This is a genomic window from Methanobacterium petrolearium (assembly GCF_017873625.1).
GTDB classification, from domain to species: domain Archaea; phylum Methanobacteriota; class Methanobacteria; order Methanobacteriales; family Methanobacteriaceae; genus Methanobacterium; species Methanobacterium petrolearium.
This window is the reverse complement of the sequence record NZ_JAGGKL010000015.1, coordinates 13,147-27,069: the sequence shown is the minus strand read 5'-3', so window position 1 is coordinate 27,069 and position 13,923 is coordinate 13,147. Positions and strand designations below refer to the sequence as shown.

Here is a 13,923-nt window from a genome sequence, read left to right as displayed (position 1 = left end):
ACTACATCACCGTTACTATCCCCCAACCACCAGTAGCAAACTTCACAGCCACACCCACAACCGGTGATGCACCACTGGAAGTGCAATTTACTGACAAATCAACAGGATATGTGGGAAGTTATGCTTGGGACTTTGGTGACGGAACAAACAGTGATGAAAAAAATCCTGTACATACTTACAGTACTCCAGGAAGCTACACCGTGACCCTCACAGTAACTAACTTAGGAGGTAGTGATGAGAAAGTTAAAACAGATTATATTACCGTGAATGGTCCTGATCTGGTGATTCTCGAGATTAAAGCTAATGATGGGGTTGGAGGGTACCTGTTTGCCAATGAAGCCAACTTAATCTCAGTAACCGTTCAGAATAATGGTACTGCTACTTCAGCCGCATCCACCCTGGATGTTAATATAAATGGAACAGTTTACACCGTAGATGTTCCTGCTTTAGCTGTAGGAGACACTGCCACGGTTAATGTAACCAACCCTGTGAGCAGAACCAAGGGGGACACGGTCCCAGTCAGTGCCCATACTGATCCATCTAATAATATACCTGAAACCAATGAGACCAATAATATTTTAACAACCTCATTAACTGTGTATAATAACGGTTACAAGGGCAAAAGATACACAGATGGTGATGATCTGGAAACCCAGCAAGTCTGGGAAGGAACCTATGATGTGATCTATAGTAGTGGAGATACTGGATATAATGGAGGTGGTTGGAGTGAGCAAACCTACACATGGACCAGCAGTGACCTGGTTATACCTGAAGGTGCCACTGTGGTGAGCGCCCGATTATACCAGGGTTACACCTACAATAAAATGGAAGTTGACCCAGCCTGGACTCTGATTTTTAATGGTAACACACTGATCGATCCTGCTACTTACAGTGACATTAAAGGATTCGGTAGTTTCAGTTATCCTTATGGACTTTACGTCTATGATGTAACCAGCTTCTTCAACACTGCTGGAAACACCATGACTATAACTCCAGAGGAAGGACAGAACTATGGAATTTACGGAGCCTACATCATAGTAGTCTATGAAGACTCCACCACCAGCTACAAACAGATCTACATCAATGACGGATTCGACATGCTCTATAGCAGAGAAACCTATTCTGTCAGTGATGAGGAAGCAACTGCCTATGCCAACTATGAAGATGTGGATACTGCTAAACTGGTTAATGCCCAGGTAATCACCGTACTGGCATCAGCTAACGAAGAAAACAAAAGCAAATTTTTCTTCAATGATCAGGAATACACTGGATTCTGGAACGACAGCATGTCAGGTTCAGGAAATCCAGACATAGGCTTCAGCACTTACGATGTAACCAGTAACATAGTGGAAGGACTTAACATTGCAGGAATGCAGAGTTACGACTCCACAGGCACTGGTGACAGTAACTATGGGGATAACATGTATGTGATGGGTAGCATACTGGTAACCACCCTAGACACTAACGCACCAACTGTCAGCGCTGACCTGGCAGAAGGCACCTACAACACCACCCAATCAGTGACTCTCTCTGCTACTGATGACTGGGATCCCAATCCGGTTATATATTACACCCTGGATGGTAGTGACCCTACCACCAGCAGTTCCCAGTACACCGGAGCGATTGATATATCCAGCACTACCACCCTGAAGTTCATGGCAGTGGATGATACAGGCAACACTTCACCCATTTACACCAGGACCTACACTATTCCTAATGCCGATGTTTACATCAACTCATGGGTCTCCAACGATAACCCTCAGGTGGGTGACTTGATCACCATGACATTCAAGATCGGTAACAATGGTCCTGACACTGCCAGTGGAGTTTTGTTCACTTATGTGATACCTGAATCCTTTGAATATGTGGGAATGATCGCTGATAGTGAGCCAGATCCGGTATATGATCCTACAACAAGGACGGTTACCTGGAACTTGGGTGATTTACCTGTGGGTGACCCAACTTTAAACCTGATCTTAAAGGTTATTGGAACAACAGTTTCAACCAGCAGTCCCACCATTTTTTCAACAACTTATGACCTTATTTTAGGAAACAATGCCCCTCAGTTAACAGTAACACCTCATGTATCATCTTCTGCCCTGACAGATGCTGCAACCAGTACAACCATTAGTGCAGTGAGTACATCTGCAAGTACAGTTCCAATGGAAGAAACAGGTGCACCATTGTTTGGATTAATCATAGGTGTTTTATCCATACTCAGTGGACTAATCATATCAAAAGGTAAAAATGGAATGAAACTACCCTTATTCCTTTTAATGGGTGTGGTATTTTCCCTAGCTATCTGTGGAACGGTTTCAGCGGATCCTTATACTGGAGGTGATCCCCCAATCACTGTTCAGAATGGAACAGTCAGTGGCGGTCTCTATGAAGATTCCTACTATGGTTTTACTTCCGACACACCCACTGATGTGGATTACGACTTCCAGTCACTCCCTGACAATGCCCAAGTGGTTAATGCCACACTTTACACTGCAGTATATATAGGGAATATGCAAACTGATTACCCTACTGATGTGAATGTCACTTTTAATGGACAGCAAATTGCCTCTGAACACCTTAGCAGCACTTATTCATGGCCAGAAGGTGGTTCTGAAGATTGGGGATCTCTTGAGATAAATGATCACTGCAACCGAGTAACCAGTGATTATTTTATGTGGTACGATGTGACCAGTCTGGTGCAACAAAACAACAATGCCCACGTGGTTTCCAATCCAGATTGTTTTGATGGTCGGATCAAATTAATAACCCTCATTATAGCCTACAATGACGGAGACAACGACCAAATCATGTACTGGGTCAACCAAGGACATGATACAGACAACTATTATATGGAAGATAACCTTGGTGAGAACTACATTGGCCAGTCCACATTCATAAGTACACTGCCTACCTCAGCCACGGTAGAAGACGCCACTTTGAAAGTGATTCACCTTGCAAGCACAGATAGTAAATACACTTTCAACGAGAATGTCATAGCCAATAGCCTCCCTCAGGGTAGTTACAGTGGTTCTAACACTTGGAATGTAACCAGCTACCTCACTAACTATGGTACCAACACCTTAACTTATGATAGAAGTAGTACAAGTTCCTACTACAAAATAGCCCTGGGACTATTAAGTGTTAAATACGTTAGTGGTGATTCAAGGGCTGATTTGTTCACGGATAGTATGGTAGTTCCTGAGATTTCAGTGGTTGACCAAACTTACACCATAACCACTACTATTAACAATGGAGGCCTTAACAGTGCAAATAACTTCCAGGTAAAGTTATATGATAATAACCAGGAAGTAGAAAGTCAGCATGTTAACGTTTTAGCTGCTGGTTCCAGTACTAGTTTAAGTTTCTCATGGAAACCCACCACCACAGGTTCCCACTCCCTGCAGATCATATTTGATCCGGATAATCAAGTGGAGGAGTCTAATGAAACCAACAACCAAATCAGCAAAGTTTTAGAGGTTGAACTGGCCAGACCTGATTTAATTCCAGAAAAACTGGAAGTTCCCCTGGACTTAGTCACTAATCAGGTTTATCAGTTAAATACCACCATTGCAAACAGAGGATACAAAGATTCCAATTCTTTTATGGTTAAGTTATATGATGGTGATCAGGAGATAGAAAGCAAGACTGTAACCGGTTTAAATATTGGAGAAACTATCCAACTTTTATTTAATTGGACACCAACCAGCTATGGTTCCCATAACCTGAAAATAGTGGTTGACCCTGATAATCTGATTGATGAGTACAAGGAAACCAACAACGAGTTCAAAAAATTCGTTCTAATGAAAGAAAGTGGTGTGGTAAGTGTTTTCATCATCAGTGATAAACCAGGAACTAACATCCTGAATATGGCAGCCCTGGATATTCTTGAAGATATACAGGGATTATCCATACAGCTGCGTAATGGTCTGCAGATAGAAGCCATGACTGAGGATGAGGTCTATGAATACCTGCGAACCTGTGACGTGTTCATTGGTGAATGGGTGATGACCAATGCCGAACCCAAATTAACCAAGATCTTAAGTGAACACCCTGAAATAACTGAAAAGGGTGTTTTCCTTATATTAGAACCTCCAGTTTCTGTCAAGGCAGAATCTGTGGAGTTAATGAAATACTCTTCCATTAATGGAGTTAAACTCTTGGAAAATTTCACCACAGAAGAGTTATTATCTTACTATCAGAACACCATGCGAGGTTCTGATTACAACCAGTCTGTGGAATACATGAACACCTCCAACTTCCCAGAAATATACAATAAAGCCACCATCTACAAAAATTTAAATGACAATGATAACCTGAAAAATCAGATATTATGGGCACTCAGTTTATTAGGTCTTGATACCGACTATGAGGAACCTAGTTTTTCCTCTGGAAAACAGGAATATGGTATTTACCGTTACCAGTGGTACACTCTGGAAGATTACATAGCAACTTACTTTAGCAGTGATCGTCAGGGTTGTGTGGGTCTTATTGAAAGTACCATGTACGTTGATGCTCAGGAACTCCAACCATACTATGCTATAATTGAAGCCCTGGAAGCAAGAGGTCTTAACGTAATACCAGTCACTGCTTATGGTGGAACAGAAGAACAGTTAAAGATCATGTTACAGGCCTTTACCAATGCAACCAATGCAACCAGTTTCATAGAAAACCCATCAGAGTACCTGACCAGAGTGGATGCCATTGTGGCCATGCCTGCCTATGGACTGGGAGGTGATGATTTCACCTTAACCACAGAATTCTTTGATGCACTGGGTGTTCCTGTTATCAGAGCCCTTCACTCAGATTATGTTAGTAACGAAGAATGGTATCTTAGTACTTCAGGATTGCCTAATATCTCTGGAGACAAATGGTGGCATATAACCATACTTGAGGCCCAGGGAGAGATAGAACCAACCTTTGTGGGAGGTATGAAGGTAGTTATTGACTCAGTGACAGGGGCAGCTATTATTGGATACGTACCCCAAGAAGATAACATCAACAGCATGACAGATAAAATATTAGGATGGGTGCAGCTCAAATACACAGCCAATGCACTTAAAAAAGTGGCTTTAATTTACTATAACTACCCTCCAGGTAAGAATAACATTGGAGCCAGCTACCTTGATCCTATACAGAGCATATTAAACCTGCTTAATGTGTTGAAAAGTGAAGGATACACTGTAGAAAATATACCTGTAGACACCGAAGCTCTTGAAGACTTAATGCTAGCTCAGGGGATAAATGTGGCAAACTGGGCACCAGGAGAAGTGGAAAAACTGGCCGATAACCCGAATGTGGTTCTATATTCTGTGGATGATTATATGGCCTGGTTCTCCCAGCTGGATGAAATGACCCAGTTATATGTGACCCAAGGCCCAGTGGCATATATTGGAGAACTGGTTAAAAAGGCAGTGCAACTGGGATACACCAGTGATTCAGATTACATTGAAGATTTAAATGAAAAAATCGATTACTGGTTAAATCAGATAATTCCACTGGTACCTGAAGAAAAAACAGTTGCTGCCACACCTCTTTTAAACAGTATAGTCAGTAGTCTAAAGAAATATGCAGAAAGTCAGGATGTTGATGATTACAATGACTACTTAAACTACAAAGCCCAGTTCATGGCCCTTGATGTAGAGGGAATGTCTGGATGGGGAGAAGCCCCTGGTGATATCATGGTGGTAGAAAGAAATGGTACGAAGTACTTTGTCCTCCCAGGAATACAGTTTGGGAATGTATTCATAGGCCCGGAACCACAGCGTGGATGGGAAGGAGATGTAGATCAGCTTTACCACAACATGGCTGTTCCCCCTCACCATCAATACCTGGCATTTTATGCCTGGTTACAACAACAAGGAACTGATGCCATGGTTTACATTGGAAGACACGCCACCCATGAATGGTTACCTGGAAAAGAGGTTATTCTGGCCCCAACTGATTTCCCGAATGTTGTAACTGGTAGTGTGCCACAGATCTATTTCTACATCTCCGATGGGCTGGCTGAGGGTATTCAGGCCAAAAGAAGAGGTAATGCAGTTATTATCGACCATTTAATCCCTCCAATGACCTACACTTCACTTTATGGATATCTTGGGCAGCTGGCTATACTGGCTGATGATTATGACATGGCTAACAGCACTGCAAAACTGGAAATACTCAGCCAGATCAAAGATATAATCAGTGAAAACGACTTAGAGATAGGTATGGGAGTTGATATTAGTAGTATGAGTGGGACTGAGATTGTAGAAGCGGTTAATGATTACATATCGGATATTCAGGGTACGCTTTACCCCTATGGGTTGCATGTTATTGGTCAAGAGTGGAGTGATGACCAGATAGCTCTCATGGTGAGTAGTATGCTTTCCGTGGGCTTCCAGATACCGGGAGGAACAGAAACAACGACCTTACAAAACGAAATCGCCTTAATATTCTTTGCAAAAACAGAAAGCTCTTTATCAGCCCAGGAAACAGATATAGTGCAGGGTATATGTGAGGAGGTGGTGAAAGCGTTAATTGACAGCGACATAAGTACTGTTGCTTCAAAATTCACTGATAACCCCTCAGATAACTTCATATTGACTCTTGAGAAGGCTAAAACATATATCAACCTTCTGAATGAAAGCGTGTACAATGAGGTAGAAAGTTTCTTAACGGCCTTAAGTGGAGGATATATCACACCGGGACCTGGAGATGACCCTATATCCAATCCAGATGTTCTACCAACAGGGAGAAACTTCTACCATGACCAGGCAGCAGAAATACCCACCAAAGAAGCCTATGAATATGGTAAAACCCTGGCATTACTACTTCTCGAGGGCATAGATGAAGATACCAAAAAGGTGGCCATTGGAATCTGGTGTGTGGAAACAGCCAGGGATGATGGAGCACTGGTTTCCATGGTGTTGTATCTTCTGGGAATGAAACCAGTATGGTCAGATTCACCCAGTGCAGGAGTTGATGGTCAGAAACTTAAAGAAATGCCAGAATACATTGAACTGGAGGATCTGGTGCGGCCGGAAGGATGGAGTAAGAAAAGGATTGATGCAGTTATCATCACCAGCGGACTTTTCCGTGACCTTTACAGCCGACAGGCCGGACTTCTGGACAAAGCCTTCCGAATTGCCTTGGCTCGATCATATTATACCATTCTTGCTGATAGCAGTCTGAGTCAATACCATAATCAGATTAAAATTGGTTTAGATGAAATAATGGATGGTATAGGTTATTATGGAGTGGGAAGTGAATCTCTAAGTGATAATTACGTTGCCCAGAACTGGGTCAGTGACTTCATATATTATCTGGGATTGGATATGACTCCTGAGGAAGCTGGTGAAATGGCCATATCTCGTATATTTGCACCACCTGATGGTGATTATGGTGCAGGAATATCCAAGGCACTGGAAATGAGCTGGACCTGGGATACAGTTGATGATCTGGCTGAGTACTATTTAACCAGAATGGGTCATATTTACTCTCAAAACAACTGGGGAACATCCAACCCTGCAGTATTCACCAGAGCACTCAGTGGAGTTACCACCATGTACTCCAGTAGGAACACCAACCTCTACGGAGTACTGGACAATGATGACTATGTGGATTACTGGGGAGGATTGTACAACACCCTGAAATACGTCAATAAAGGAGAGACAATTACTTGGAACGTTTTAAAATATGCAGACCGGGAAAACCCCAAATCAGTCCCAATTCAACAGGTCATCAGTCAAGAAATAACCACACGATACGTGAACCCAGATTACATAGAAGGTATGCAGAACTATGGTTATGGTGGTGGCAGAAATTTTGCTAGAGCCCTAGATAACTTCTTCAGGTTCAGTGAATTGGCACCCGAACTCAGCACTGCTGGAGAGTGGAACAAATGGTACAACACCTACTTTGGCACTAGCGCTTATAGTCAATCTCTTGCTCAATTTATGAATACATATGCTCCCTTTGCCGCCCAAAAGATGATGGCCAAATTCATAAATGCAGCACTGATCGGAGCTTGGAATCCTAGTAAGGCGATAATGTCACAGTTGGCTAATGCCCTAGCCCAGAACGTGATGACAAACGGAGTTTCCTGCTGTGATTGTGTCTGTGGTAACCTGGCTAATATGAAGTATGCAATGAGCCAAATGAGTGCAACTCTAGTGAACCAGTTCATGAATGTAATGTACCAGGCCACTGGTAGTGAAATGTTCAATACCCAGCAACAACAACCATCAGGCCAGTCTGTAGGATCCAGCCAGGCTGCAGCTCAATCTGTTGGTTCCCAAACATCAGCATCTGCTCAGTCACAGAGCAGTGGATCATCAGGACAAACTGGAGATGAAGAATCAGAAGGTGAAACTTCTCCTGGAGATCAGGGTGAAGGTAAGGCCTATGAAGTTTCAAAGGATAGTTCTTCTTCAAGTGGTGCATCTGAGTCTGGTCTTCCTGTAGCAGCCGTTGTTGGTGTAATTGCACTGGTATGTCTAGTGGGATTAGGTTACTTCAAAGGAAACTTCAAAGGAAGATAAGCAATTTTTTCCCTTTTTCTTTTTTTCTTTTTTTAGGTATTTAGATTAATGAATATTGGTTTTAGATTGATTTGGTCTATTTGTCTTGGTTTTAGATGGATTTGTTGATTCACCATCTTATTCAAATTTACATTAATATTTTTAAAGTAAAATGGAAATATTTATATCCATAACCTGTCTTAGTAAATACTGAAACATTATCTAAAAACGGAGGTTTAATGTATGGCTGAAAAAAAAGAACCTGCAGAAGGATGGCCGGTTATTAATGGAGATTATGTGGTGGGTGACCCGCAAAGCTGTGTTGCTGGTGCTACACTTGCTTCTCATATTGAAGAAGTGCTGGTGGATGCAGGGGCTGCCATTGCCGGGCCCTGCAAAACTGAAAACCTGGGAATTGAGAAGATGATGGCCAACTTAATTTCCAACCCCAACATCCGGTTCCTGGTACTGTGTGGATCAGAGGTGCAGGGACACATTACGGGTCAGAGTATTGAAGCTCTGCATGCCAATGGTGTGGATCCTGATAAAAGGAAGATAGTTGGTGCTACTGGTGCCATTCCATTCATAGAAAACATACCAGATGAGGCTATCCAACGATTCCAACAACAACTGGAGATAGTGAGTATGATCGATGTTGAAGATGCAGCAGCTATCCAGTCACAGGTTAAAGAATGCATTGAAAAGGATCCTGGTGCCGCAGAAGAAGAAGCTATGATCATTGAAGTTCACGAAGATGAAGGAGAAGAAAACGGATTAGATGGGGAAAGTTTGGAAGAAAACATTACCTCCATTGATCTAGATCCAGTCACGATTCAGTTTGTCTGTCTGGAAAAAAATACATAATTCCCTTTATTCGCATAGTCTTAAAGCATGTGAAAATAGTCTTAAAGCATGTGAAAAATATGTTTCCTGCACGTCCCATCAAATTTAATAATGGTATTGCAGGAATGGTGGTGATTGATTATACATATTTATTGGGTAGTTGTTGGTGATACACAAAAACATATTTCTATCTTTGGATAACAGATAGATAATTTGTGTCAAAATGAATAAATTTTCTTTTATAACCAGAATACCCAATGAACCCGGTGCTTTACATAGGGTTGCGAAAATAGCAAAAATTCACAATGCCAATATCCATCGCATCCACTATAACTATAAAATTGATCTAAACACAGTATTTTTTGAAATATCTTCCTCCAAAGAAGCATATGAAAAAATTAGAAATGAACTAAATGAACTTGGTTATCTGCAAATCTCACTGGAACCAGTCCATTATCTAAAATTCAACATATTTCTCCCCAACCGTCCCGGAGCTTTATTTGAGTTTTTAGATAATATCACCTCAACCAATGCAAATATCGCTTTTTTGGACTTTGATGAGAGGAGTAACCGGCATGATAAATTAACAGTTGGCCTCACCCTGGATAATACTTCAACAGTGAACTTACTCCTGGAAAATTTACAGCAACGTTATCCAATGGAAATATTGGAATATGATGCTGAAGGAGAAAAACTTGATGATACTGTTTTTTACCTACTTTTTGCCCAGAAAATTAGGGAAATAATAGGAACTGAGGATGATTTTTTATTTAAATTATTAAATGACATCAATCACATTGTTCAGGAGTTAACTCGTCTTGGTGAAAACCCTAAAAAAGTATTCGAAAGCATAATAACCACAGGAAACACGCTGAAAAACACTCAAGGAGACAAATTCTTTGCAGATGTGCAAATAATTAATATAAATAATGATTCTTTTCTTTACGGTATTCAACCACCCTGCGGAGGAAATATATATCTTGTTGAAAGTAAGGATGAGTTGGTAATGATAGATTCTGGTTACGGAATTTACTATGGGGATATGGTAAAATTATTCCAGCACATTGGAATTAACCTTAAAAAACTCAAAGGGATTTATATAACTCATGCAGATGCCGATCATTCAGGTGCAGGAGGTTTATATGATGTTAAATCATATTTAAATAAAGGCACACTTGATATTATCAATAAAACCAACAGAGCTTATGGGTCTGCTGTTGAAGAGTGCGTTCTGGAGGAAGTCTACACCAAACTCATCAATCTTTTTTCAAATTTTAACCCCCCAACCAATGTAGATGTTTTCCCGAACAAAATAATAAAAAGGAGAGGGAAAATTCCGGTTATACACTCTTTTAAAGTTGGTGATCTCAAGTTTGAAGTTCTGGAAAGTTTAGGCGGGCACCTCCATGGTCAAGCTTTTTTCTTATGCCCTGCAGAAGGCCTTTTATTCACTGCAGATTCCCTTATAAATTTCGAAAGTTTGAGTTCTGAAAGAAAAAAATACAATATCCTTGCCAAGAATCTAATGACCTCTGTAAATGTTGACACTGAAAGAGCCAGAAAGGAAAGAAAAACCCTTCTTGAATTAATTTCCAGTCTAAACGAGGCACTACTAAGTGAGGGCAAACAATGTTTAATATGTGGTGGACACGGTGCCATCTCTGTTTTTGATGGAAATACATTGAAAGTTAACGGAAAAATACATCATTACGGTTCTGATAGTTAATTTTTCATGGATAATCAAATTACCTCCTTAAAACATTCTATTTAGCTGAACTGTTTAATAATCCATTATTTCTATTTGAATGTTTGTTATTTTTGTGAGATTTTTTTTTAAATTTGTGATGATGATGTAAAATCGAAATCTTTATATATGATAAAAAAGTTAGGTATACCTAAGAAAGTTAGGTTAATCTAATAATTTTAGGTAAGCCTAACTTAATTAAATCTTGAAGGAAGTTATGAAAATGATAAAAACATTGAATAATCTTGAAAAGGGTGAGAATGGAGTAATAAAGGCTTTTAATGGTAATAGCAAAGTTAAAAAGCATTTAATGGAAATGGGTCTTGTTCGAGGGTCTGATGTGAAGGTAGAAAGAGTAGCACCCCTGGGAGATCCAATTGAAGTTAAAATCAAAGGTTATTCCCTTTCCCTGAGAAAAGAAGAGGCAAAACAGATCGAGATAGAGATAAAATGATGAGCTTAGCAATGGCCACAGAAAATGAGAATCTGAAAATCGTCCAGATCTGGCATGGAGGTAAATTCCAGAAAAGACTCCAGGAGATGGGAATATACAAGGATTCCCAGATCAAGGTTGTGAAAAATGATATCCACGGACCGTTAATTGTGGATGTTAAGGGTTCACGACTGATCATTGGACGAGGACAGGCACAAAAAATAATGGTTGAAGGTTATCGAAATGAATAAGATAAAAATAGCCCTAGCAGGAAATCCCAATGTGGGAAAAAGTACACTGTTTAACCGGTTAACTGGCATGCGCCAGCATGTTGGTAACTGGCCAGGTAAAACTGTTGAAAAAAAGGAAGGAACATTCCAGTACAACAACTATGAAATAGAGGTGGTGGATCTTCCAGGAAATTACAGTCTAACTGCCTACTCTGTAGAAGAAGTAGTTTCCCGGGATTATATCGTGAATGAAAAACCTGATGTAATAGTTAATATTATTGATGCTGCTAACTTAGAAAGAAATTTGTATTTAACAGTTCAAATGATGGAATTAGGTGCAAACACGATTCTGGCACTTAACATGAATAAATTTGCCCGGGAAAAAGGACTGAAAATCAACAAAGAACAGCTTTCAAAACTTTTAGGTGTACCAGTAATAGAAATTGAAGCTGTGGATGAAACTGGCAGTGATGAACTCCTGAACACCATAGTGAAAGTTTCCAAATCACCTAATATTGTTATGGACCGGTTGGAATATGGTAATGAAGTATCAGAACACATGGAACAGATTGAAAAAATCATTGACCAGGATATACCACATCTGGATGCACCTACAAGTTGGATAGCTCTTAAATTAATGGAAGATGATCCAGAAATTATAAAAAAAATCGAAGAAACTGGAAAAGGACAGAGAGTCATAAGGGAAGTAAAAAAAATCCAGAGACATTTCAACGATGTTTTTGATGATGATGCTGATGCTGCCATTACCGATGCCCGGTATGGTTTCATAGCAGGACTAGTTTCAGAATCAGTAAAAAAACCCAAAATCGATAAAATCACCAGATCCGATCTCATTGACAGGATTGTGACTCATAAATATCTGGGAATACCCATATTCCTCCTTATAATGTGGTTAACTTTCCAAATAACCTTCACTCTGGGTGATCCATTGGGAGGTTATGTTGAAGAAGCTTTCGCCTGGCTGGGAGAAACAATATCTGCCAGTATGGGTGAAGGATTCCTGACGTCATTCATTGTTGATGGAATAATAGGGGGTGTAGGTGGAGTACTGGTATTCGTACCCCTGATCTTCATATTGTTCCTGATACTCAGTATCTTAGAAGACAGTGGGTACCTGGCCAGAGCTGCATTTGTAATGGACCGTTTCATGCACAAACTAGTTGGTTTACATGGAAAATCATTCATACCCATGATACTTGGTTTTGGATGTGCAGTACCTGGAATAATGGCCACCAGAACCCTGGAAAATGAGAAAGATCGATTGTTAACCATGTTAATTGTTCCTTTCATGTCTTGTAGTGCTCGGTTACCGGTTTATGCATTGATTGTAGCTGCATTCTTCTCAGCATATCAGGGATGGGTTATATTCTCCCTGTACCTTCTGGGAATAGTGGTGGCAATCATAGTGGCAGCAATATTCAAGAAAACCATATTCAAAGGAATGTCAGCACCCTTTGTAATGGAATTACCTCCCTACAGAATACCCACAGCAAAAGGTGCCCTCATACACATGTGGGAGCGAGGCGTACTCTTCCTGAAAAAAGCAGGTACCATCATTTTAGCACTTTCAGTGGTAATATGGGCTTTAAGCAGCTTACCAGTAGGAGTGGAATACGGTTCACAGGAAAGTGTAACTGGACAGATAGGAACTGCATTATCTCCCATATTCGAACCACTTGGATTCGGTGAATGGCAGGCCACTGTGGCCATAATCTACGGATTCCTGGCCAAGGAGGTGGTGGTAAGCACATTTGGTACCCTGTATGGTATTGGTGAAGATGGTGGTGGAGAAGAGGCACCTACTGAGGAAACTTCTGTTGATGAAACAGCACAAGCAGAACAGGCATCAAATGAAGAAGCACCTGCTGAAGAAGAGGAGGAAACTGCACCTGAAGAAGATCCAGGTTTCATTGCAGTGATGCAGGAATTATTTACTCCCCTCTCTGCCTATGCCTACATGGTGTTCGTACTTCTCTACATACCATGTCTGGCTACCTTAGCTGCCATAAGAAGAGAGACCAACTCCTGGAAATGGCCTACATTTGCTGCAGTATACACCTTTGTGGTGGCTTATGTGGTTTCATTTGTAGTTTACCAGGGAGGTTCAATCATGGGATTCTAGAAACACTCCCCCACTCTTTAAAGTAGATTAAA

General features: G+C 40.8%; 6 protein-coding genes. All 6 read left to right on the top strand.

The window, feature by feature from the left end; genetic code table 11:
* Nucleotides 1-5 precede the first annotated feature (5 nt).
* Complete coding sequence (locus J2743_RS11415; RefSeq protein WP_342451649.1) at nt 6-8,519, top strand: cobaltochelatase subunit CobN; 8,514 nt, start codon at nt 6-8, stop codon at nt 8,517-8,519.
* A gap of 222 nt (nt 8,520-8,741) precedes the next feature.
* A complete protein-coding gene (mtrA, locus tag J2743_RS11410; protein ID WP_245248306.1) occupies nt 8,742-9,362 on the top strand; it encodes a tetrahydromethanopterin S-methyltransferase subunit A in 621 nt (206 codons plus the stop codon).
* Nucleotides 9,363-9,564: 202 nt separating this feature from the next.
* Entirely contained in the window at nt 9,565-11,067 is a 1,503-nt protein-coding gene (locus tag J2743_RS11405) for an MBL fold metallo-hydrolase (protein ID WP_209627314.1), read from the top strand.
* A gap of 241 nt (nt 11,068-11,308) precedes the next feature.
* Nucleotides 11,309-11,539, top strand: a complete 231-nt coding sequence (locus J2743_RS11400) for a FeoA family protein (protein ID WP_209627320.1) — start codon at nt 11,309-11,311, stop codon at nt 11,537-11,539.
* Nucleotides 11,539-11,769, top strand: a complete 231-nt coding sequence (locus tag J2743_RS11395; RefSeq protein WP_209627313.1) for a FeoA family protein — start codon at nt 11,539-11,541, stop codon at nt 11,767-11,769. Before J2743_RS11400 ends, J2743_RS11395 begins: the two co-directional genes overlap by 1 nt.
* Nucleotides 11,762-13,891 carry a ferrous iron transport protein B gene (gene feoB / locus J2743_RS11390; RefSeq protein ID WP_209627311.1) on the top strand — a complete coding sequence of 710 codons (2,130 nt, stop codon included), beginning with the start codon at nt 11,762-11,764 and terminating at the stop codon, nt 13,889-13,891. Before J2743_RS11395 ends, feoB begins: the two co-directional genes overlap by 8 nt.
* The last annotated feature ends 32 nt before the right edge of the window (nt 13,892-13,923 follow it).

Coding starts and splice junctions, on each gene's coding strand:
- mtrA (WP_245248306.1), top strand. CDS start 8,742: ATGGCTGAAAAAAAAGAACCTGCAGAAGGATGGCCGGTTATTAATGGA.
- J2743_RS11405 (WP_209627314.1), top strand. CDS start 9,565: ATGAATAAATTTTCTTTTATAACCAGAATACCCAATGAACCCGGTGCT.
- J2743_RS11400 (WP_209627320.1), top strand. CDS start 11,309: ATGATAAAAACATTGAATAATCTTGAAAAGGGTGAGAATGGAGTAATA.
- J2743_RS11395 (WP_209627313.1), top strand. CDS start 11,539: ATGAGCTTAGCAATGGCCACAGAAAATGAGAATCTGAAAATCGTCCAG.
- feoB (WP_209627311.1), top strand. CDS start 11,762: ATGAATAAGATAAAAATAGCCCTAGCAGGAAATCCCAATGTGGGAAAA.